The following is a 21,067-nucleotide window of genomic DNA, read 5'->3' as shown; positions in this document are numbered from 1 at the left end:
ATCGGTCAGACACGCCCTGACCGCTATCGATAACGTATCGACACACCTTTCACTGCATCCCCTGCCACATCACACGTGACGCGAGGATCCACGCTGCCTGCGCACCGTCTCTCCCCTCTCTCCGGCCGCCTCGCCATACCGGCGCAGTCCCGGACCTCACCCGCACCCCCGCTCGGCGGTTTCAACACCGCCCCCGCCGACGAGGCGCACCGCCTCCTCCTCGCCTGCCTCCGCAGCCTCCGCTGGGCCCGTCGCATCGCCGACCACCGGCCGTACCCGACGCTCGACGCCCTGCTGGCGGCCTCCGACGAGGCCGCGTACGACCTGAGCCCCGGCGATCTGGCGGAGGCCCTGGCGGCGGAGTCCCTGCCCGGCCTGCCGGAGGACGCGTACGGAGCGGCGCACATGGCGCTGGACGCGGCCCACGCCGCCTACGAGGCCCGATTCGGACACGCGTTCGTCATCTGCCTCGACGGCGTCCCGGCGGACGAGGCCCCGGACCGCGTCCTGGAAGGCATCCGGTCACGATTGACAAACGATCCGGAGGACGAGCGGGTGATCGCGGCGGAGGAGCTGCGCCGCCTGGCGAGGCAGCGGCTGACCGGCTCGATCAGGGCTGCGGGGCTCTGACCTCAGCGGTCCGCCCCCGGCCGGACCGGTCACGACGGATCACAGACGGCACACAACCGCCCAAACCACCCCGGATGCCTCCGGCGCTCACCCATACGCGTGCCAGTTTGATCACACCGGTAGGCCCCCTGTAAGCCGAGCGCCCACGGCTGGCTACGATGCTGGGGGCCGGTGGACCGTACCCGGCCGGGCCCGTCCGACACCCCAAGCCGGCAGGCCCCAATCCCCGCTCCCGGAGGGTTCTTCCGTGCCGGCTGGAACGCTGTACCGCGGCCGGGAAGGAATGTGGTCCTGGGTGGCTCATCGAGTCACCGGCGTCCTCATCTTCTTCTTCCTGTTCGTTCACGTGCTGGACACCGCGCTCGTGCGTGTCTCCCCCGAGGACTACGACAAGGTCGTAGCCACCTACAAGACGCCGGTCGTGGCGCTGCTGGAGTACGGCCTCGTGGCCGCCATCCTCTTCCACGCGCTCAACGGCCTGCGCGTCATCGCCGTCGACTTCTGGTCGAAGGGCCCGCGCTACCAGAAGCAGATGCTCTGGAGCGTCGTCGGCCTGTGGCTGGTGCTGATGCTCGGGGCGATCTACCCCGTACTCGGCCACGCCGCTCGTGAACTGTTCGGGAGCTGAGACCGATGGCCACCACTGAAACCACCGCGGCCGGGATCGGCCCCGTCGAGGGCGGCTCCGTCTACGACGTGGACAACCCCGCGCCCCTCATCGAGGCCCCGCGCCAGCGCACCAAGAAGACCCCCCGGTCCACCCGGGGCAACTTCGAGATGGGCGCCTGGCTCTTCATGCGCCTGTCCGGCGTCGTACTGGTCGTCCTGGTCCTGGGCCACCTGCTGATCCAGCTCGTCCTGGACGGCGGGGTCTCCAAGATCGGCTTCGCCTTCGTGGCCGGCCGCTGGGCCTCCCCGTTCTGGCAGGTCTGGGACCTGCTGATGCTGTGGCTCGCCATGCTGCACGGGACGAACGGCCTGCGCACGGTCATCAACGACTACGCCGAGCGCGCGAACACCCGGCTGTGGCTGAAGGGCCTGCTCTACACCGCCGCGGTGTTCACCATCCTGCTGGGCACGCTGGTGATCTTCACCTTCGACCCGAACATCCGCTAGGCGCACGGGACCGAGGGACTGAGAGACACACTCATGAAGATCCACAAGTACGACACAGTCATCGTCGGCGCAGGTGGCGCCGGTATGCGCGCCGCGATCGAGTCGACGAAGCGCAGCCGCACCGCCGTGCTGACCAAGCTCTACCCCACCCGCTCCCACACGGGCGCAGCGCAGGGCGGCATGGCCGCCGCGCTGGCCAACGTGGAGGAGGACAACTGGGAGTGGCACACCTTCGACACGGTCAAGGGCGGTGACTACCTGGTCGACCAGGACGCCGCCGAGATCCTGGCGAAGGAGGCCATCGACTCCGTCCTCGACCTGGAGAAGATGGGCCTGCCGTTCAACCGGACGCCCGACGGCACGATCGACCAGCGCCGCTTCGGCGGTCACAGCCGCAACCACGGCGAGGCCCCGGTCCGCCGCTCCTGCTACGCGGCCGACCGCACCGGTCACATGATCCTCCAGACGCTGTACCAGAACTGCGTGAAGGAGGGCGTGGAGTTCTACAACGAGTTCTACGTCCTCGACCAGCTGATCACCGAGGTCGACGGGGTCAAGCGGTCCGCGGGCGTGGTCGCGTACGAGCTGGCGACCGGCGAGATCCACGTCTTCCAGGCGAAGGCCGTGATCTACGCCTCCGGCGGCACCGGCAAGTTCTTCAAGGTGACCTCCAACGCGCACACGCTGACGGGTGACGGCCAGGCGGCCGTGTACCGGCGCGGGCTGCCGCTGGAGGACATGGAGTTCTTCCAGTTCCACCCGACCGGCATCTGGCGCATGGGCATCCTGCTGACGGAGGGCGCCCGCGGTGAGGGCGGCATCCTCCGCAACAAGGACGGCGAGCGCTTCATGGAGAAGTACGCGCCGGTCATGAAGGACCTCGCCTCGCGTGACGTCGTGTCCCGCTCGATCTACACGGAGATCCGGGAAGGCCGCGGTTGCGGCCCCGAGGGCGACCACGTCTACCTGGACCTCACCCACCTCCCGCCGGAGCAGCTGGACGCGAAGCTCCCGGACATCACGGAGTTCGCGCGCACGTACCTCGGCATCGAGCCGTACACGGACCCGATCCCGATCCAGCCCACCGCGCACTACGCGATGGGCGGCATCCCGACGAACGTCCAGGGTGAGGTCCTCAGCGACAACACGACGGTCGTCCCGGGCCTGTACGCGGCCGGCGAGGTCGCCTGTGTCTCGGTGCACGGCGCCAACCGTCTGGGCACGAACTCGCTGCTGGACATCAACGTGTTCGGCAAGCGGGCCGGCATCGCCGCCGCCGAGTACTCGCAGAAGGCGGAGTACGTCGAGCTGCCGGAGAACCCCGCCCAGCAGGTGATCGACCAGGTGGAGCACCTGCGCGCGTCCACCGGCACCGAGCGGGTGGCGGAACTGCGCCGCGAACTGCAGGAGACCATGGACGCGAACGTCATGGTGTTCCGCACGGAGCAGACGATCAAGACGGCGGTCGAGAAGCTCGCCGAGCTGCGCGAGCGCTACCGGAACGTCTCGATCCAGGACAAGGGGAAGCGGTTCAACACCGACCTGCTGGAGGCCATCGAGCTGGGCAACCTGCTCGACCTGGCCGAGGTCATGGCGGTGTCGGCGCTGGCCCGCAAGGAGTCCCGCGGCGGTCACTACCGCGAGGACTACCCGAACCGCGACGACGTCAACTTCATGCGCCACACCATGGCGTACCGCGAGGTGGGCGACGACGGCACCGAGTCCATCCGACTCGACTACAAGCCGGTCGTCCAGACCCGCTACCAGCCGATGGAGCGTAAGTACTGATGGCAACCCCGACTCTCGACAAGGCGGACGCGGCCGGCGCCCCCGAGCCCGGCTTCGCCGACTCCCCGTACATCACGGCCACCTTCCGCATCCGCCGCTTCAACTCCGAGGTCTCGGCGGAGGCGGTCTGGGAAGACTTCCAGCTGGAGATCGACCCGAAGGAGCGTGTCCTCGACGCCCTCCACAAGATCAAGTGGGACCAGGACGGCACGCTGACCTTCCGGCGTTCCTGCGCCCACGGCATCTGCGGTTCGGACGCCATGCGGATCAACGGCAAGAACCGCCTCGCGTGCAAGACGCTGATCAAGGACCTCAACCCCGCGAAGCCGATCACGGTCGAGCCCATAAAGGGCCTGACGGTCCTGAAGGACCTGGTCGTCGACATGGAGCCGTTCTTCCAGGCGTACCGGGACGTCATGCCCTTCCTCATCACGAAGGACACCAACGAGCCCACGCGCGAGCGCCTCCAGACCGCCGAGGACCGCGAGCGGTTCGACGACACGACGAAGTGCATCCTCTGCGCGGCCTGCACGTCGTCCTGCCCGGTGTTCTGGAACGACGGCCAGTACTTCGGTCCGGCCGCGATCGTGAACGCCCACCGCTTCATCTTCGACTCGCGTGACGAGGCGGGTGAGCAGCGCCTCGAGATCCTGAACGACAAGGACGGCGTCTGGCGCTGCCGTACGACGTTCAACTGCACGGACGCCTGCCCGCGCGGTATCGAGGTCACGAAGGCGATCCAGGAGGTGAAGCGAGCGCTGATCACGCGCCGCTTCTGAGTCTCCCGGCTCGCTGAGCCCCACGACACGGCGAGGGCCCCGCTCCTTGAAGGAGCGGGGCCCTCGCCGTGTCGTCGCGCCGGGTCAGCCGCGCAGGACGCGACCCTGCTTGTCGGTGCGGTCGTTGCTGGTGAGGAACAGGATGCCGTCGACCAGCGCCCAGATGCCGAGGCCACCGCAGGTCAGGAGCTGGGCGACGCCCACGCCGACGGACCCGACGTAGAAGCGTCCGATACCGAGCGTGCCCAGGAAGAGCTGAAGGATACCGGCGACGATCTTGGACTTGTCGGAGTACGGACGACCCAGGGGGTCGACCCCGTAGGGAGCCTGCGGGGTGGGGACGGTCATGAGAACTGCTCCTGGGATGACTGCGGGAGGCCGGGGCGGCCTGCTCCGACATGGGGATCTCAGGAGGATGCGACGCGAGAACCACACGCGTCGACCGACGTCGACCGATCTCGACCCACGCCCCCGCACGGCTCCGCCATGCCAGGACGCCCCCCTGTGAACGGTAAGACTAGAGAAAACAGAGGGTAAAAAGGGAGTACAGACGATCCATCGTTCCTGATCCGTGATCAAAATCAGTCAACTACGTTCCGGACCACCGTCCATGCCACCGCGACACCGAGGACGACCGTCAAGGCCCTCGGCCCCAGGCTCGGACGCCAGGCGCGGCCGTGCAGACCCGCCCACATCCAGCGGCCCAGCATCGCGAGGGCGTACGGCGAGGCGAGCAGCAGGACCCGGTTGTCGAGCCAGGCCTGCGTGAAGTGACCGTGCATCAGGTCGTACACCATGCGGGTGCCGCCGCAGGCGGGGCAGAGCAGGCCGGTGAGGAACCGGAAAGGACACCGCGGAAGCCAGTGGCCGGGCTGGTGCGGGTCGGTGACGTACAGATACGCGGAACCGACCGCGCCGGCGGCGAGCACCGCGAGGGGAGCCGCCGCCGGGTGCCGCAGCGCGGCCGAACACCTCACGGAGAGGCGCTCCGTGTCAGCCACGCAGGATCCGCCCGTTGGCGTCGGTCTTGTCGTCGCTGACCAGCAGGATGATGCCGTCGATCAGCGCCCAGATGCCCAGGCCGCCGCAGGTGAACAACTGGGCGAGGCCGATGCCGACATCGCCCATGTAGAACCGGCCGACGCCGAAGCTGCCCAGGGTGAGCTGGAGGACGCCCGCGACGATCTTCGACTTCTCGGAGTAGGGACGGCCCATCAGGTCGTACCCGTACGGGGCTTGGGGGTCGCCGGTGAAGGTGCCGGGCGGTATGTAACCGGGCGCGGGGTAACCGGCTGCCGGGTAGCCGGGATGGGCGTAGCCCGGATAGCCGGGGTACGGCTGACCGGACTGGGGGTAGCCGTACGGACCGGGACCGGGCTGGCCCGGCTGGCCCGGCTGGCCCGCATCGTGCGGGCCGTGGGGGCCGGCGCCGGGGTAGCCGTAACCGGGCTGCGGCGGTTGCGGCGGCGGCTCGGGCGACTGCGGCATCGGCGGCTGCTGGGGCTCCTGAGGCTGCTGCGGCGTTTCGGACAAGGCGGTTTCCCCCGAGGTCAGGTGATCGGATCATCCGCAGATGAGACGAGTGCGGATGAATGCAGAACATCTTGCAGCAGAAATCGCGCCACGCGGAGACCGGGGTGCGGTTGACCGGTTTTCGGGCCCCCTACACCTAATCTGACGACATGTCAGATGACCAGTCGTACGAGCTGCTCGGTTTCGACAACGTCCTGCTGCCCGTCGGTGACCTCGGCGAGGCGGTCGGCTTCTACGAGCGGGCCGGCTTCACGGTGGGACTGCGGTTCGACGAGGCCGGGATCGCCCTGCTGAAGGTCGGGGGCGAGACGCCGGGGGTCCTCCTCCGGCACGAGGAGGCCCTGGGGCACCGGCCGCCGCCGTGGCCGTCCCCACGCCTCTGGCTGGAGGTGCCGGACGCGCGGGCGGCGGCCCGGCGGCTGGCCGGGGCCGGCATCACCCCCCTGGACCCGCCGTTCTCCACCTCCACCGGCTGGACCGTCGAGATCGCCGACCCCTGGGGGAACGTCATCGGGTTCACGGACTACCTCAAGCGGCCCGAGCTGGCGAGGCGTTAGGGCGGCGGGGCGGCGACGCCTCCCCCTCCGCACCCATCCAGTTGAACGTGTTCAAAACAAGCGCTACAGTCGCCCTCGACAGCGTTTTGAACGCGTTCAAGAAAAGGGTGGGGAACATGGACCGCACGGTCATCGCCTACGTCGTCTACCTGGTGGTCAGCATCGGCCTGACCGTCTGGGTGGCCAGGACGCTCAGTCGCAACGGACGGATCTTCCTCGCCGACGTGCTCCAGGGGAACGAGAAGCTCGCCGACGCCGTCAACCACCTCCTGGTGGTCGGCTTCTACCTCCTCAACCTCGGCTTCGTCGCCCTCTACCTGAGCGGCGACGACACCATCGAGGACACGCGCGGCATCTTCGAGGCCCTGTCGACCAAGCTCGGCGTCGTGCTGCTGGTCCTCGGCGCGATGCACCTGGCCAACGTGTACGTCCTCAACCGGATCCGGCGGCGCGGGGTCATGGAGCGGGAGCAGGTCCCGCCCGTCGCGCCGCAGGGCTGGGTCGCCCCTTCGGCGCCCACCGCCGGGGCGTGAGCACGATGGCCGCCGCTCAGGCCGCCCACGACCGGGGCGCCCAGCGCGTCCCGGTCCGCCGGCTCACCGTGCTCCACGACGCCGGATGCCCCCTGTGCGGCTTCCTGCGCGACTGGCTCGGCCGGCAGCCGCAGCTGGTGCCGCTGGAGTTCGTCCCGGCGGGGTCCGCGGAGGCGACCGCGCGCTTCCCCGGCCTCGACCACCGCGCGACCCTCGACGAGATCACCGTCGTCGGCGACTCCGGCCAGGTCTACCGGGGCACCGCGGCCTGGATCGTCACTCTGTGGGCGCTGCGCGAGTACCGTGCGATGTCCCACCGGCTGAGCACTCCCGCCGGGGCGAAACTGGCGCGGAGCGCCGTTCTCGCCGCCGCCAAGTGGCGCGACGGGCACGGGCGGGCCGTGGGCTGGGGCGGGGGCGTCTACCGCCGTGCCGACGGCTGGTCGTACGACCCGCGGCTGGGCTGGAGCTACCAGCGGCCCACCTGTGCCGACGGCGCCTGCTCCACTGGCTAGGCTCCTGTACGTGCCCGCGAACAACGACGGTCCCGCCGAGGCCGCTTCCCCGTCCGAGCCCCATGGGGCCGCCCCCGCGACCGAACACCATGAGGCCGCCCCCACGTCCAAGTCCGAGCAGACCCGCGCTCTGATCCTGGAGACGGCGATGCGGCTGTTCCAGGAGCGCGGCTACGACAAGACGACGATGCGGGCCATCGCCAAGGAGGCCGGGGTCTCGGTCGGCAACGCGTACTACTACTTCGCCGGCAAGGAGCACCTGATCCAGGGCTTCTACGACCGGCTCGCCGCCGAGCACCGGGAGGCCGTCCGGGACGTCCTGTCCCGGGAGACCGGCCTGGAGGCCCGGCTGGCGGGGGTGCTGCGGGTCTGGCTCGAGGTGGCCGAGCCGTACCACGAGTTCGCGGTCCAGTTCTTCAAGAACGCCGCCGACCCGGACAGCCCGCTCAGTCCGTTCTCCGCCGAGTCGGAGCACGCGCGCGTGGAGGCCATCGCCGTCCACAAGGAGGTGCTCGCGGGGTCGAAGGCCAAGGTCCCGCAGGAGCTGCGGGAGGTGCTGCCCGAGTTGATGTGGCTCTCCCAGATGGGTCTCGTCATGTACTGGATCTACGACCGTACGGAAGGGCGCGAGCGCAGCTACCGGCTGGCCGGCCGGGGGGCGCGCCTCACCGCGCGGGGCGTGGCGCTGGCCCGGTTCCGGGTGCTGCGGCCGCTCGTCCTCGAGGTCCACGACCTGTTCACGGACTTCCTGCCCGGCATGACCAACGCCCTGCCGGACCCCGCGAGGAAGAGCCCGCCCGGCCCGGCGGACTCCGCGGACCCCGCGGGCTCTTCCTCGGGTTGAGTCAGCCGACCTCCGCGCCCTCCTCCAGCTCCACGTCGAAGACCAGGGGCTCCCCCGCGACCGTCAGCTGCCGGGCGCGCCTCAGCAGGGGCGGGGCGGCGGTCGTCGACAGCAGATACGTCCCCGGGGCCGGGACGGAGAGGATGTAGGAGCCGTCGGCGAGGGAGGTCACGCGGTCCAGTTCCCGTCCGCCCTGCGACATCAGGGTGACCGTCGCGTTCTCGACCGGCCCACCCGCCGTGTTCCGGACGAAGCCGTGCACGACCGAGGCCGGTCCGTCGCCCGCCTCGGCCCCCGCCGGCGCCGCCGCCTCCTCCTTGGGCTCGACCGCGAGATGCGGCAGCCGCTTCTCCAGCCACCCGGGCAGCCACCAGTTGGAGTCGCCGAGCAGGTGCATCGCGGCCGGCACCAGTGCCGTACGCAGGATGAACGCGTCCAGCGCGACCGCGGCGGCGAGGCCGACGCCCGCCATGGCCGCGCCCGCGTCACCGCTGAGCACGAAGGCGAGGAAGACGCAGACCATGATCAGGGCTGCCGAGTTGATGACGCGGCTGGTCTCGGCGAGGCCCACCCGGACCGCACGGGCGTTGTCCCTGGTGTGCACCCACTCCTCGTGCATCCGGCTGACCAGGAAGACCTGGTAGTCCATGGACAGGCCGAAGAGCAGGGACAGCATGATGACGGGCAGGAAGGCGTTGATCGGCCCTTCCTTGCCGAGGCCGAGCAGATCCAGGCCCCAGCCCCACTGGAAGACGGCGACGAGGACACCGAAGGAGGCCGCGGCCGCGACCAGGTTCATCACGGCGGCCGTCAGCGGCACCACCAGGGAGCGGAAGGCGACCAGGAGCAGCAGGAAGCCGAGGCCGATGATGGTGGCGATGAACAGGGGCAGGCGGTCGCCGGTGACGGTGGCGAAGTCCTTGGAGACCGCCGTGACGCCGCCCACGTGCGCCTCGGCCCCGGCCGCCGGGATGACGTCGTCGCGCAGCCGGTCGATCAGGGTGTCGGTCTGCTCGGACTGCGGCGAGGTCGTGGGCACCACCTGGATGACCGTGACCCCGCTCGCGGGCGGCAGCGCGGCCACCTGGGCGACGCCGGGCGTCTGTTCGATGTCCTGGGCCAGGGCGGCCGCGTCGCCGCCGTCGACCACCACCTGGAGGGGACCGTTGAAGCCCGGCCCGAATCCCTCGGCGAGCAGGTCGTAGGCCTTGCGGGTGGTCGTCGAGGCATCGTCGTTGCCCTGGTCGGTGGCGCCGAGCCGGAGCGACAGCACGGGCAGCGCGAGGACGGCCATGACGACCAGCGCGAGCGCGGCGATCGTCCGCGGCCTGCGCTGCACGCCCATCGACCAGCGGGCGGCGGGACCGCTCGCCTTCTCCGGCTCGGGGCCGGTCGAGGCCAGCAGACGCCGCTGCTTCCGGTTCAGTACGCGCGCGCCGAGGAATCCGAGCAGCGCGGGCAGCAGCGTCGTCGCGGCGAGAACGCTCAGCACCACCGTCAGTGAGGTGCCGATGACGACGCCGTCCAGGAAGCGCAGGTTCGTCACCAGCATGCCGGCCAGGGCGATGCAGACCGTGCCGCCCGCGAACAGCACGGCCCGGCCGGAGGTGTTGAGGGCGGTGACAGCCGACTCCTCCGGGTCCAGGCCGCGCAGGACGCCCTTGCGGTGCCGGGTCACGATGAACAGGGCGTAGTCGATGCCGACGCCGAGGCCGATCAGCGAGGACAGCAGCGGGGCCAGGTCCGGGATGTCGGTGACATGGCTCAGCAGCTGGGTCGAGAACAGGCCCATGCCGACGCCGAAGACCGCCACGGCGAGCGGCAGCAGCATCGCGTAGAGCGAGCCGAAGGCCAGGAACAGGACGACCGCCGCCGCCGCGAGGCCGACCATCTCGGCGAGCCCGGTGGGCGGTTCCTGCACCCGTTGGACGGCCTGGCCTCCCACCTCGACCTCCAGGCCGTCCCGCCCGGCGTCCCGCGCGGTGTCGACGACGTCCTGGACGAGTTCCTTCGGGACGGCGTTCGCCTGCTCGGTGAAGGTGATCCGGGCGTAGGCGATCCGCCCGTCACCGCTGATCCCCGCCGTGTCCCCCGCGTACGGGCCGGTGACCCCGCCGACGCCCTTCATCTTCGCGATCCCGTCGAGCGCGGGCTGGATCCTGGACCGTACGTCCTGGTCCCGTACCGAGCCCTCGTCGACCTTCCACACGACGGTGTCGGTGTCGCCGGCGCTCGCCGGGAACGCCTTCTCCATCAGGTCGTACGCCTTCTTGGAGTCCGTGTCGGGGAGGGAGAAGACGTTCGCGTAGTCCGTACCCGCCGTCGAGGCCGAGAATCCCAGGCCGAACAGCGCCCCCACCCAGAGCAACAGGACCACCAGCCGGTGCCGATAGCACCAGCGTGCCAATGCCGCCACGCTCAATCTCCTTCTGCAGATCGTCGGTCGGTCCCCCGGGTCCTGGGCAACAGGATCGGCGGCGCGCGCACGCATGGACATGTGACGACCATGACTCTCAAGGAACTCCAAAGCGCGAACCGGCCCGATCGTGGGCGGGTCCGCCGATACTGGGGGCATGACGACGGCTTCCGGCACCGTGCTGGTCGTGGAGGACGAACCGAGCATCGCGGACGTCCTCGCCATCGCCCTGCGCTACCACCGCTTCGAGGTCATGGTCGCGGGCACCGTCCGCGAGGCCCTCGCCCTCGCCGACCGCACCCGGCCGGACGTGGCCCTGCTCGACGTGATGCTGCCGGACGGCGACGGCCGGGCGCTGGGCCGTGAACTGCGCTCGCGCAGGCCCGGCCTGGCGCTGGTGTTCCTCACCGCGCGGGACGCGCCGACCGAGATCGTCGGCGCCCTCGGCTTCGGCGACGACTACATCACCAAGCCGTTCGACATCGACGTGGTCGTCGCCCGCCTCACCGCCGTGCTGCGCCGTACCCGGCCGGCCGACGTCCTTCCGCAGCGGCCGCCGCTGCGCTACGGCGATCTGGAGCTCGACGAGACGACCTACAGCGCGCGCCGCGCGGGCCGCTCGGTCGAGCTGACCCCCACCGAGTACGCGCTGCTGCGGTTCCTGGTCCGCAACGGCGGGCGGATCGTGCCCAAGGAACAACTGCTGCGCCACGTCTGGCAGTACGAGCACACTCCGCCGGAGTCGACGGTCGTCGAGACCTACATCAGCTATCTGCGGCGCAAACTGGACGTCCTGGGACCGCCGGTGATCACCACCCGGCGGGGCGTCGGATACGGGCTGGCGTGAGGCGGATCCACCGGCCCGGCATCCACTCGCTGCGCGCCAAGCTGACTGCGGCGAACGTGGGGCTGCTCGCGTTCGGCATCGTCGTCGCGACCGCCGTCAGTCTGATGGGGATGCGGCACTATCTCCTCGACCAGGTGGACGCCGAACTGACCAAGATGCGTGACTCGCTGGGCAGTTCACAGCTGACCCTGCGCCAGATCGACTCGCTGTCCGTGCTGAGCGTCGTCAGCGACCGCCTCCTGCCGCAGAGCACGGACACGCAGGGCACGGACACCCGGCCGGCACCGGACTCGATCTTCACCGCCGTCGACGGCCGGGGCACGGCCCTGGCCGTCTTCGGCGTCCGGCCCACCGACGCCCAGCGCGGCCTCGCGGACGCGGTGCCGGACCCGCTCGCCCTCACCACCGACACCGAGCCGCACGACGTCACCGTGCACGGCGACACGTACCGCGCGACCGCGACCCGGCTGCCCGACGGCACCTACATCCTGCTGGCCACCTCCACCGAAGCCCTCCACAAGGGCATAGCGAAGGCCCTGAAGCTCGACCTCGCCGTCGGCACGCTGCTGCTGGTGCTGCTGGCCTGTCTGACCCTGTTCAGCGTGCGGCGGCGGATGCGGCCGCTGGAGGACATGGTGGAGACGTCGTCGGCGATCGCCGAGGGGGACCTGACCCGGCGCGTGCCCTCCAGCCACCACCCCACCCAGGAGGTCGAGCAGCTGCGGCTCGCCCTGAACTCCATGCTCCACCAGGTGGAGACGGCGTACCGCACGCGCGAGCACAGCGCGGCCCAGCTGCGCCGCTTCGTGGCCGACGCCTCGCACGAACTGCGCACCCCGCTCTCCGCGATCCGCGGCTACCTCCAGCTGTACGACCAGGGGATGCTGGTCGAGCAGGAGGAGCGCCGGCGGGCCTGGGACCGGATGAACGGCGAGGTGGACCGGATGGGCCGGCTCGTCGACGAGCTGCTCACGCTGGCCCGTCTCGACCAGCGGCCCGAACTTCGGCTGCGGGGCGTCGACGTGAGCCGTCTGGTGCGGGACTCGGCGCAGGACCTGCGCGCGCAGCAGCCCGGGCGGCCGGTCACGGTCGAGGCCGACGGGGCCGTGCTGGTGCGGGCCGACGAGTCGGGACTGCGTCAGGTGCTGGGCAACCTGGTGGCCAACGTGCGCACGCACACGTCGGCCGAGGTGCCGGTGCGGCTCGGGGTGCAGCGGGTGGACGGGGTCGTTCGGCTGTCGGTCGAGGACAAGGGGCCGGGGCTGGGACCGGAGGACGCGGCACGGGTCTTCGACCGGTTCTTCCGGGCCGGGGGCGGCGCGGGCAGCGGCCTCGGCCTGGCGATCGTGCAGGGGGTCGTGCGGGCACACGGGGGCGAGGTGAGCGTGCGGACGGCACCGGGCGAGGGCCTGACCGTCACGGTGACGCTGCCGACCCGCCCGAAGGCCGACACCTGAAAGCACCCCGGGCGAATGCCGTCCGTGGGATACCGCCGGGCGGTGCCGTCGGGCGGTCACCACCGGGCAGGCACCACCGGGGCGAGGCCGCCGGGCGGGTGCCGCCCAGGGGCCCCTGGGGGCCGCCGCGCAGGCACCTCCGGGCGAGGCCGCCGGGCGGGTGGTGTCGGGCGGGTGCCGTCGGGTGGGGCCGGGTCTAGGCGGGGGCCGTGACCAGGGCCCATACCGTCTTGCCGTGCCGGCCCCTGTTCCACACGCCCCACGCGGCGGCGAGGTGCTCCACCAGGTGCAGGCCCCGGCCGTGCTCCTCCGACTCCCCGACCGGCCGCAGCCGGGGATCGAGCCGGCCCTCGTCGGAGACCTCTATGAGGCAGGAGCCGTCACCGAGTGCGGTGACGGCCACCTCGAACTCGCGCTCGCTCCGGGGGTCCGGGCTCGAAGAGTCCGGGGAGCGTCCGTGGCGTACGACATTGGTGGCCAGCTCGGACACGACGAGGACGGCGTCGGCCAGCGCCGGGTCGTCGGGGCCGTGGCCCCAGTCCGCGAGATGGTCCCGCACCCGGCGCCTGGCGAGACCGACGGACGCCGGGTGCCGGGGCAGCCGGAAGGAGTTGCGTCTCAGCACGTCTGCTCCTCATCCCGTACACACCTCCGGCACATGGCGCCGCTCCGGGTGCCTGCCCGGTGTGACGGGGGCGCATGCCCGGCTCACGGGATCAAGTGTGCGAGCCGGTCGGGGAGCCGGCTCAGATCCAGTCGAGTTTCCAGAGACGGAACACACCGTTGCCGTCCGCCAGGAACTGACCGCCGCCGATGTCCGCGCTGGTGACGATGTACTCCTTGCGCTGCCACAGCGGGACGACCGGCACCTCCTCGGCGATGACCTGCTGGAGTTCGCGGAAGTCACCGGCGGCCCGGCTGCGGTCGGCGAACTGCCTGCTTCCGGCGACGTACTTGTCGACGGCCTTGTTGCTGAAGCCGGTGTTCATGGTGGAGTCGGTCCCGACGAGCGGACCCGCGAAGGTGTCCGGGTCGGGATAGTCGGCGACCCAGCCGACCGCGTACGCGTCGAGCTTGCCGGTGGCCCACCGCTTCTGGAAGTCGGTCCACTCGTAGCCCTTGACGTCCACCGTGAACAGACCGCTCGCCTCCAGTTGCCGCTTGACCTCCGCGGCCTCGGCCGCCGCGGCGCCGCTGCCCAGGCCGTAGCCGTAGGTGAACTTCACCGGGATGCTGACACCGGCCGACTTCAGGAGCTTGCGCGCCTTCGCGGCGTCGCGGTCCGGGTAGTTGTCGAAGAAGGAGGTGGTGTGGCCGGTGATGCCGGTCGGGATGAGCGAGTACAGCGGCTCGACGGTCCCGTCGTACACGCTCGCCGCCAGCTGTTCGCGGTCGATCAGCCAGGCCATCGCTTTGCGGACGTCCGAGTCGTGCAGCGGTGAGCCGGAGCGGGTGTCGAAGTACAGGTTGCGGGTCTCGGAGCCGTCGGCCTCGTAGACGCGCTGCTCGGGGTCGCTGGTGTCGAGGGCGGCCAGGACCGAGGGCGGCAGCTGACGGGTGGCGGCCTTGATCTGCTTGGCCTTCCAGGCCTTCTCGAGGGCCTCGGGGTCGGAGTAGTAGCGCAGCTCGACGGGGGCACCGGTCGACACGGCGCCCTCGTAGTGGGAGTTGGGCGACAGCAGGACCTTCTTGCCCTTCGTGTACCCGGTCAGCCGGTACGGGCCGGTGCCGTCGACACTGCTGCCGACGCGCAGCCCGTCCGCCGGGTAGCGGGTGCGGTCGACGATCGAGCCGGCTCCGGTGGCCACCTTGAACGGGAAGGTGGCGTCCGGCGACGACAGGTGGAAGGTCACCTTCAGGCCCTCGGCGTCCACCGACTTCAGGGTGGAGAACAAGGACGCCGGGCCCACATCCGAGTTGATCTTCTTGACCCGGTCGAAGGAGTACTTCACGTCCTCCGCGGTCACCTGGGAGCCGCCGGCGAACGTGAGGTCGTCACGCAGCTCACAGGTGTACGTGAGGAGACTGCCCGCGGCGAAGGAACAGCTCTTCGCCGCGTCCGGCACGGGTGAGACGCCGCCCGGCTCGTAGGTCAGCAACGACTGGAAGACGTTGCTGAACAGCGCCCAGGATCCGGCGTCGTAGGCGCCGGCCGGGTCGAGCGAGGTGATGGTGTCCGTGGTGCCGACCGTGATGGTCTCACCACCGCTGTCCTGCGACGGCAGCAACTGCCAGCCACCCACTCCGACGACCGCGAGAACCAGCAGCGTCAGGAGGATCCGCATGCGAACAGATCGCATGGTGATGCCCTGCCTCCCCAGGCCGCCAGAAGGGCCCAGTCCACAGAAAAAGTGCCGCTCCCCTTGGCGGCGGGCTCACCTAATCACACGTGTTTCGCCAGGGGGAAGAAGATTCGGGCGAGATGGGAAAGAACTTACCGACGCCGTGTTTCTGCCGGGTTTCACAGCCTCTGCACAGAGTTGACCGGCCGTCAGGCGTGCGTCGAGGCCAGTTCGACGACGGTGATGTCGGAGGGTGCTCCGACCCGGGTGGGCGGACCCCAGGCGCCCGCGCCGCGCGACACGTACAGCTGGGTGTCGCCGTAGCGTTCCAGTCCCGCCACCGTCGGGTTCGCGGCGGCCGCGAAGAAGTTGCCGGGCCACAGCTGACCGCCGTGCGTGTGGCCGGAGAGCTGGAGGTCGACGCCGTGCCGTACGGCGTCGTGGATCTGGACGGGCTGGTGGGCGAGGAGCACGCACGCGCGCGTGGTGTCCCGGTCGCCGAGCGCGCCGGCGAAGTCGGGCCCCTGGCCCTCGCTCTCGCCCGCGATGTCGTTGACGCCGGCCAGGTCGAACCAGGGCAGCTCCGTACGGGCGTTCTCCAGCGGGTTCAGGCCGAGCCGCCGCACCTCCTCGACCCACTGTTCGGCGCCGGAGAAGTACTCGTGGTTGCCGGTGACGAAGAAGCTGCCCTGCCGGGCCTTCAGCCGGGCGAGCGGGGCCGCCGCCGGGCCCAGGTCCTTCACGCTGCCGTCGACCAGGTCGCCGACGACCGCGATCAGGTCGGGCTGTGTCGCGTTGATCGTGTCGACGACCCGCTGCGCGAAGCCCCGGCCGAGGACCGGGCCCAGATGGATGTCGCTGACGACCGCGATCCGGTAACCGTGGGCGCCGCGCGGGAGCTTGGCCAGCGGCACCGTCACCCGCTTGACCCGGGGGCCGCGCAGCACGCCGTAGGTGCCGTAGCCGACCGTCCCGACGGCGGCCGCGGCGGCCGCGCCGCCCACCACCCGGGACACGAAGAGCCGACGGGAAGGGCCCGAAGGGGACTGCGCCGGACTCTCGGGCTCCGGGCGCTCGGGCGCCGGACCCCCGGGCGCCGACTTTCCGGACTCCGGCCCCTCGGCCGCCGGGTCCTCGGGGGTCGGCTCGGCGCGTTCCGGCCGTTCGGCCTCCGGTGTCTCGGCGGCCGGCCCTCCGATCGGGACCGGCTTCGGCTCGGGCCGTGCCGCGGAGGTCCGCGCGGGCGACCGCCTCTCCAGGAAGCGGCGCAGCAGCGGCCGTACGGCCTCGCCCACGATCACGCCGAGGAGCAGATAGACCGACAGGGCCAGCCACAGGAAGCCCGGCCAGGCCAGGACGCGCTGGAGCCAGAAGGGGGCGCCGGCGCGTTCGGCGACCAGGGCGCCGATCGCCAGCCCCCAGCCGCCCGCGATCAGCACCGCCCCGCCGCGGCGCGCCCGGCCGGGGCCGCGGGTGGTGTCGCGGAACAGCCTTCGCCACAGGTACCAGTTGGCCGCGACCAGCACGGTCAGGGCGAGCAGCGCGAAGACGATCACCACGGTTATGACGCCTGCCGCAGTGCGCGCAGGCCGCGCAACCCGATGAGCCCGACGGCCGTCCCCCATACGAAGGAGACGATTGCGAGCGTCAGGTGCACCCAGAAGTACGCCGTGGGATCGCCGTCGTCGAACGCGAGTCCGCTGCTGTCCTTGACCAGGTTCTTGACGAAAGTGATCCAGATGACCCAGCTCCACACCCCGAAGGCGAGCAGGAACCAGGAGACGGGGCGGCTGAGCTTCATGGGTTCAGTATCACCGGCGGTTGTCCGGTTCCGTGACCGGGGTGGGGTGGATGACGGGACATCCCGTCGTGTGCCAGGTACGTTCTCCGTCGTGCCCGCACCCATGATGCAGACCGTCAGGCGATTCCTGCTGGTCACCTCCGCGACCCTCGCGTCCCTCGCGCTCACCGCGCCCGTCTCGCTCGCGGCGCCGAGCCCGTCGCCCTCCCCGGCCGCGTCCGGGTCGCCGTCGGCGTCGGCCTCGCCCTCCGGATCGCCGGCCGCGTCCGCGTCGCCGTCGGTCACTCCCCCGGCGGGCATGTCGTCCGTGGGCGGCGCGCGGCTCGGGCAGGCCGGAACGCAGGTGGCGATCGCGGGCGGCGCGCCGGTGCTGCCGAAGGACCTCACCGCGCGGTCGTGGATCGTCGCCGACGCCGAGTCGGGGGACGTGCTCGCCTCGCACAACGCGCACTGGCGGCTGCCCCCGGCGAGCACGATGAAGATGCTCTTCGCCGACACCGTGCTGCCGAGGTTCCCCAAGAGCACCGTCCACAAGGTCGAGGCGAAGGACCTGGCCGGCATGGGGGCCGGCTCCAGCCTGGTCGGCATAAAGGAGGGCGAGACGTATACGGTCCACGACCTGTGGCTCGGCGTCTTCCTGCGCTCCGGCAACGACGCCGTGCACGTCCTGTCGCAGATGAACGGCGGGATCGCCGAGACCGTGAAGGACATGAACGAGCACGCCGAGGAGCTCCAGGCCCTCGACACGAACGTCGTCTCCCCGGACGGTTACGACGCCTCCGGCCAGGTCTCCTCCGCGTACGACCTGACGCTGTTCGCCCGTTCGGGACTCCAGAAGCAGGACTTCCGGGAGTACTGCTCGACCGTCACGGCCAAGTTCCCCGGCGAGACGACGAAGAACAAGAAGGGCAAGACGACCCGCGGGACCTTCGAGATCCAGAACACCAACCGGCTGCTGAGCGGCGACTACGACATCTCCCAGTACCCGGGCATCGCGGGCGTGAAGAACGGCAACACCACCAACGCGGGCGCCACCTTCACCGGCGTGGCCGAGCGCAACGGCAAGGTGCTGCTGGTCACGGTCATGCATCCGGAGAAGACCGACCACAACGAGGTCTACAAGGAGACCGCCGCGCTGCTGGACTGGGGCTTCCAGGCGGCCGGCAAGGTAAAGCCGGTCGGTGAGCTGGTCGCGCCGAAGGGCACCACGCAGGCCGACGCGCAGCCCGGCGCCAACCCGTCCTCCTCCGAGGCCGCCGGGCAGGCCGGTGGCGCCGGGAACGTGTCGGCGAAGCCGGTGGCGGGCGCGGTGACCGAGGACGGCTCGGGCGGCATGTGGATCGCGCTGGCGATCACCGGCGGTCTGCTGGTGCTGCTCGCGGGCGGCGGGTACCTCGTCAACCGCCGCTGGCCGCTGCCGGACCTGGTACGACGTCGTCGCTGACGTCGATGTCGCGGGGGCCGTCGGGGACGCTGCCCGTCGCCGTCCAGGCCGCGCAGTACAGGACCAGCTTCGAGGTGAAGTTGATCCACAGCAGCAGGGCGATGGGCACGCCGAACGCGCCGTACATGCTCTTGGCGGCCACGCCCTGCATGTAGCCGCTCAGCAGCAGCTTCAGGAGCTCGAAGCCGATGGCGCCGATGAGCGCGGCGACGACGAGACGGCGGCGCGGGGGTTCGACGCCGGGCAGCAGCGTGAGGACGTACAGCAGGAGCAGGAAGTCGGCCAGGACGGCGACGGAGAACGCGGCGACGCGCAGCAGGACGGTGCCCCAGCCCTCCTCGTCGATGCCGGACTGGTCGGTGATCCAGCCGACCAGCGCCGAGGCGACGGTGGAGATGGCGAGGGTGAGCAGGAGGGCGCCGCCGAAGCCGAGGAGCACGCCGGTGTCCTTGGCCTTGCGCAGAACGGGGTTCTCGTCGTCGTCGGGCCGCTCCCAGACGGCGCGCAGGCAGTCCCGCATCTGGCCGACCCAGCCGATGCCGGTGAGCAGCAGCAGCGCACCGGCGATGAGGCCGATGGCGCCCGCGTTCTCGACCAGTCCGTTGATGTCCAGCTGGTCGGAGATGCCGGGGACCTGGTCGGCGATCTTGTCCTGGAGTTCCTGCTGCTGGGACTCGCTCAGCGTGGCGGCGCCGATGGCGGCGGCCACGGTCAGCAGCGGGAAGAGCGCGACGAAACTGACGAAGGTCATGGCGGCGGCCAGCCGCGTCCACTTCACCCGGTCCAGTCGCTCGTACGACCGCCACGCGTGCGTGGCCATGAGGCGCGCGACCCACGGCCCGATGCCGGGGAGCTTCTTCAGCCAGTCCATGAGCCGACTCTGCCCCCGTCCGGAGGAACGACGCGGATATCGCCGATGCGGATCCCGCGGAACACCCTGGTTCGGGTACCCCGGGAACGCGGATCGGTGGCCGGTGCGGTGCCCCCCGGTCGCGGCACGCGCGCGTGGCTCACCAGTCGGCCACCGCCAGTGCGTACATGGCCAGCCAGGCCAGGGCGATCAGGGCGAGGGCGCGGTCGCCCAGGACGACCTCCTCGGGCTCGCCCGCGGTGCCCCGGTCGGCGAAGACGGCGTACCGCAGGACTCCCAGGATGAAGGCGACCACGGAAAGCTGACGCCAGGGCAGCACGCTCGTGTGCGGGACGCCGCCCTCCTCCAGGGCCCACAGGCAGTAGCCGAGGACGGCGACCCCGGCCGCCAGTTGCCAGACGAAGCGCAGGTAGCCGGTGGTGTACTCGGTGAGCAGCACGCGCGTGGCGCCCGCCGTGCCGGCCAGCTGGACGGCCTCGGAGTAGCGCTTGGCCGCGACCATGAACAGCGCCCCGAACCCGGTGGTGATCAGGAACCAGCGGGAGAGCGGGATCCCCAGGGCGAGTCCGCCCGCCATGGCCCGCATCAGGAAGCCGGTCGTGACGACGACGAGGTCGACGACCAGGACGTGCTTCAGGCTGACGCAGTACGCCAGTTGCATGCCCAGGTAGGCGGTGAGGAGCACCGCGACGGCGGGGTTCGTCAGCCAGGCCGCGACGGCCGGCGTGAGGACCGCGAGGGCGCCCGCGACGCCGTACGCGACGGGCACCGGGACCTGCCCGGCGGCGATCGGGCGGTGCCGTTTGGTGGGGTGGGCACGGTCGGCCTCGGCGTCCCGGGCGTCGTTGATCAGGTAGACGGCGGCGGCGCAGGCGGTGAACAGCGCGAAGACGAGGGCGAGTCGGGTGACCGCGTGCGCCGAGAAGAGCCGGCCGGCCGCGGCGGGGGCGGCGACGACCAGGACGTTCTTCACCCACTGTTTGGGGCGGGTGGTCCGCAGGAGGCCGCCGACGAGCGTGCCGGGGCGGCGGCTCGGAGGCCGGGGAGCCGGCGGGCGGTGCGTGCGCTGTTGGTGGAGCAGTGCCTCAGCCATGGTGGCCCTCCCTCATCCAGCGCGCCCCCCACCGCGCGGTGACCGCCCCCAGGGCCGCGCCCGCCGCCACGTCGGAGGGGTGGTGGACGCCGGCGACCAGGCGGGAGAGGCACATCGCGGCGGCGAGCGGCGCGGCGGCATGGACCCCGAGTGCGCCGTAGGCGACGGCCGCGGCCGCGGCGGAGGTCGCGTGCGAACTGGGGAAGGAGTGCCGTCCCGCGGTGCGTACGAGGTGTTCGACGTGGGCGGGGCGCGGCCGTCGGACGACGCGTTTCACTCCGATGCTGGCGGCGTGCGCGCCCGCGGTGAGCGCGGTGGCGCGCAGCCAGGCGCCGCGCCGAGCGCCGTCGACGGCTGCTCCCACGATGCCCCCGGCGAGCCACAGGGCGCCGTGCTCGCCCGCCCAGGAGAGGGCGCGCGCGACGCGGGCGACGCGTGGGTCCGCGCCCCGGGCGTGGAGCGCCGAGAGGATCCGATGGTCCAGGTCGTCCAGTTCGTCCATGGGGACTGACTGTTCACGCCCGCACCCTCGGAACTCCGGCAATATTGAGCGACATCCCA

General features: G+C 71.0%; 23 protein-coding genes. 12 read left to right on the top strand and 11 right to left on the bottom strand.

Features of this window, described 5'->3' with window-relative positions:
- Positions 1-75 precede the first annotated feature (75 nt).
- From QF030_RS26110 to QF030_RS26090, 5 genes are all read left to right on the top strand, one after another.
- Complete coding sequence (locus QF030_RS26110; protein WP_307165039.1) at positions 76-630, top strand: 2-oxo-4-hydroxy-4-carboxy-5-ureidoimidazoline decarboxylase; 555 nt, start codon at positions 76-78, stop codon at positions 628-630.
- Between the two features lie 247 nt (positions 631-877).
- Complete coding sequence (sdhC, locus tag QF030_RS26105) at positions 878-1,258, top strand: succinate dehydrogenase, cytochrome b556 subunit (RefSeq protein WP_272112828.1); 381 nt, start codon at positions 878-880, stop codon at positions 1,256-1,258.
- A 5-nt stretch (positions 1,259-1,263) separates the two neighbouring features.
- Complete coding sequence (locus tag QF030_RS26100) at positions 1,264-1,746, top strand: succinate dehydrogenase hydrophobic membrane anchor subunit (RefSeq protein ID WP_062640565.1); 483 nt, start codon at positions 1,264-1,266, stop codon at positions 1,744-1,746.
- 33 nt (positions 1,747-1,779) lie between these two features.
- Positions 1,780-3,534 (top strand): succinate dehydrogenase flavoprotein subunit, encoded by a 1,755-nt coding sequence (gene sdhA, locus QF030_RS26095; RefSeq protein WP_307165038.1) that lies wholly within the window; start codon positions 1,780-1,782, stop codon positions 3,532-3,534.
- The gene (locus tag QF030_RS26090; protein WP_307165037.1) at positions 3,534-4,313 is read left to right on the top strand and encodes a succinate dehydrogenase iron-sulfur subunit; all 780 of its coding nucleotides are present in this window, start codon (positions 3,534-3,536) and stop codon (positions 4,311-4,313) included. Before sdhA ends, QF030_RS26090 begins: the two co-directional genes overlap by 1 nt.
- Before the next feature lie 84 nt (positions 4,314-4,397).
- On the opposite strand, the gene QF030_RS26085 is transcribed toward QF030_RS26090, so the two are convergent.
- The 3 genes from QF030_RS26085 to QF030_RS26075 all read right to left on the bottom strand — a co-directional run bounded on the left by QF030_RS26085 (position 4,398) and on the right by QF030_RS26075 (position 5,801).
- Positions 4,398-4,661 (bottom strand): TM2 domain-containing protein, encoded by a 264-nt coding sequence (locus tag QF030_RS26085; RefSeq protein WP_062640559.1) that lies wholly within the window; start codon positions 4,659-4,661, stop codon positions 4,398-4,400.
- A 233-nt stretch (positions 4,662-4,894) separates the two neighbouring features.
- The gene (locus QF030_RS26080; protein WP_307165036.1) at positions 4,895-5,314 is read right to left on the bottom strand and encodes a DUF2752 domain-containing protein; all 420 of its coding nucleotides are present in this window, start codon (positions 5,312-5,314) and stop codon (positions 4,895-4,897) included.
- Positions 5,307-5,801 carry a TM2 domain-containing protein gene (locus tag QF030_RS26075; protein WP_307167697.1) on the bottom strand — a complete coding sequence of 165 codons (495 nt, stop codon included), beginning with the start codon at positions 5,799-5,801 and terminating at the stop codon, positions 5,307-5,309. The genes QF030_RS26080 and QF030_RS26075 overlap by 8 nt, the downstream gene beginning before the upstream one ends.
- 194 nt (positions 5,802-5,995) lie before the next feature.
- Here QF030_RS26075 and QF030_RS26070 point away from each other — a divergent pair, with 194 nt between their 5' ends.
- From QF030_RS26070 to QF030_RS26055, 4 genes are all read left to right on the top strand, one after another.
- The gene (locus QF030_RS26070) at positions 5,996-6,403 is read left to right on the top strand and encodes a VOC family protein (RefSeq protein ID WP_307165035.1); all 408 of its coding nucleotides are present in this window, start codon (positions 5,996-5,998) and stop codon (positions 6,401-6,403) included.
- Between the two features lie 116 nt (positions 6,404-6,519).
- Complete coding sequence (locus QF030_RS26065; protein WP_307165034.1) at positions 6,520-6,936, top strand: hypothetical protein; 417 nt, start codon at positions 6,520-6,522, stop codon at positions 6,934-6,936.
- Between the two features lie 5 nt (positions 6,937-6,941).
- Positions 6,942-7,451 (top strand): thiol-disulfide oxidoreductase DCC family protein, encoded by a 510-nt coding sequence (locus QF030_RS26060; RefSeq protein WP_307167696.1) that lies wholly within the window; start codon positions 6,942-6,944, stop codon positions 7,449-7,451.
- 10 nt (positions 7,452-7,461) lie between these two features.
- On the top strand, positions 7,462-8,295 hold the full coding sequence (locus QF030_RS26055; RefSeq protein WP_307165033.1) for a TetR/AcrR family transcriptional regulator: 834 nt from the start codon (positions 7,462-7,464) through the stop codon (positions 8,293-8,295).
- A gap of 1 nt (position 8,296) precedes the next feature.
- On the opposite strand, the gene QF030_RS26050 is transcribed toward QF030_RS26055, so the two are convergent.
- Positions 8,297-10,702 (bottom strand): MMPL family transporter, encoded by a 2,406-nt coding sequence (locus tag QF030_RS26050; protein ID WP_307167695.1) that lies wholly within the window; start codon positions 10,700-10,702, stop codon positions 8,297-8,299.
- 166 nt (positions 10,703-10,868) lie between these two features.
- Between QF030_RS26050 and QF030_RS26045 the strand changes: the two genes are divergently transcribed.
- Together QF030_RS26045 and QF030_RS26040 are read left to right on the top strand one after the other, a co-directional pair.
- The gene (locus QF030_RS26045) at positions 10,869-11,558 is read left to right on the top strand and encodes a response regulator transcription factor (protein WP_307165032.1); all 690 of its coding nucleotides are present in this window, start codon (positions 10,869-10,871) and stop codon (positions 11,556-11,558) included.
- Complete coding sequence (locus QF030_RS26040) at positions 11,555-13,015, top strand: sensor histidine kinase (RefSeq protein ID WP_307165031.1); 1,461 nt, start codon at positions 11,555-11,557, stop codon at positions 13,013-13,015. The genes QF030_RS26045 and QF030_RS26040 overlap by 4 nt, the downstream gene beginning before the upstream one ends.
- A 196-nt stretch (positions 13,016-13,211) precedes the next feature.
- Here QF030_RS26040 and QF030_RS26035 read toward each other — a convergent pair whose 3' ends face one another.
- From QF030_RS26035 to QF030_RS26020, 4 genes are all read right to left on the bottom strand, one after another.
- On the bottom strand, positions 13,212-13,640 hold the full coding sequence (locus QF030_RS26035; protein WP_307165030.1) for an ATP-binding protein: 429 nt from the start codon (positions 13,638-13,640) through the stop codon (positions 13,212-13,214).
- Positions 13,641-13,761: 121 nt separating this feature from the next.
- Entirely contained in the window at positions 13,762-15,300 is a 1,539-nt protein-coding gene (locus QF030_RS26030; RefSeq protein ID WP_307165029.1) for an ABC transporter substrate-binding protein, read from the bottom strand.
- 206 nt (positions 15,301-15,506) lie between these two features.
- Positions 15,507-16,856 carry a metallophosphoesterase gene (locus QF030_RS26025; protein ID WP_307165028.1) on the bottom strand — a complete coding sequence of 450 codons (1,350 nt, stop codon included), beginning with the start codon at positions 16,854-16,856 and terminating at the stop codon, positions 15,507-15,509.
- Between the two features lie 2 nt (positions 16,857-16,858).
- Positions 16,859-17,098 carry an SCO4848 family membrane protein gene (locus tag QF030_RS26020; RefSeq protein ID WP_307165027.1) on the bottom strand — a complete coding sequence of 80 codons (240 nt, stop codon included), beginning with the start codon at positions 17,096-17,098 and terminating at the stop codon, positions 16,859-16,861.
- Positions 17,099-17,189: 91 nt separating this feature from the next.
- Between QF030_RS26020 and QF030_RS26015 the strand changes: the two genes are divergently transcribed.
- Complete coding sequence (locus QF030_RS26015) at positions 17,190-18,542, top strand: D-alanyl-D-alanine carboxypeptidase family protein (RefSeq protein ID WP_373428807.1); 1,353 nt, start codon at positions 17,190-17,192, stop codon at positions 18,540-18,542.
- Here the strand turns inward: QF030_RS26015 and QF030_RS26010 are convergent.
- From QF030_RS26010 to QF030_RS26000, 3 genes are all read right to left on the bottom strand, one after another.
- A complete protein-coding gene (locus QF030_RS26010) occupies positions 18,496-19,413 on the bottom strand; it encodes a YihY/virulence factor BrkB family protein (RefSeq protein ID WP_307165025.1) in 918 nt (305 codons plus the stop codon). The genes QF030_RS26015 and QF030_RS26010 overlap by 47 nt on opposite strands.
- Positions 19,414-19,552: 139 nt before the next feature.
- Positions 19,553-20,506, bottom strand: coding sequence for a decaprenyl-phosphate phosphoribosyltransferase (locus tag QF030_RS26005; RefSeq protein WP_307165024.1), 954 nt, complete (start codon positions 20,504-20,506; stop codon positions 19,553-19,555).
- Positions 20,499-21,008, bottom strand: coding sequence for a phosphatase PAP2 family protein (locus QF030_RS26000; protein WP_307165023.1), 510 nt, complete (start codon positions 21,006-21,008; stop codon positions 20,499-20,501). Before QF030_RS26000 ends, QF030_RS26005 begins: the two co-directional genes overlap by 8 nt.
- Positions 21,009-21,067 lie beyond the last annotated feature (59 nt).

The sequence above is a fragment of the Streptomyces rishiriensis genome, from assembly GCF_030815485.1.
Taxonomy (GTDB): Bacteria; Actinomycetota; Actinomycetes; order Streptomycetales; family Streptomycetaceae; genus Streptomyces; species Streptomyces rishiriensis_A.
This window is presented reverse-complemented; position numbering and strand designations above follow the sequence as displayed.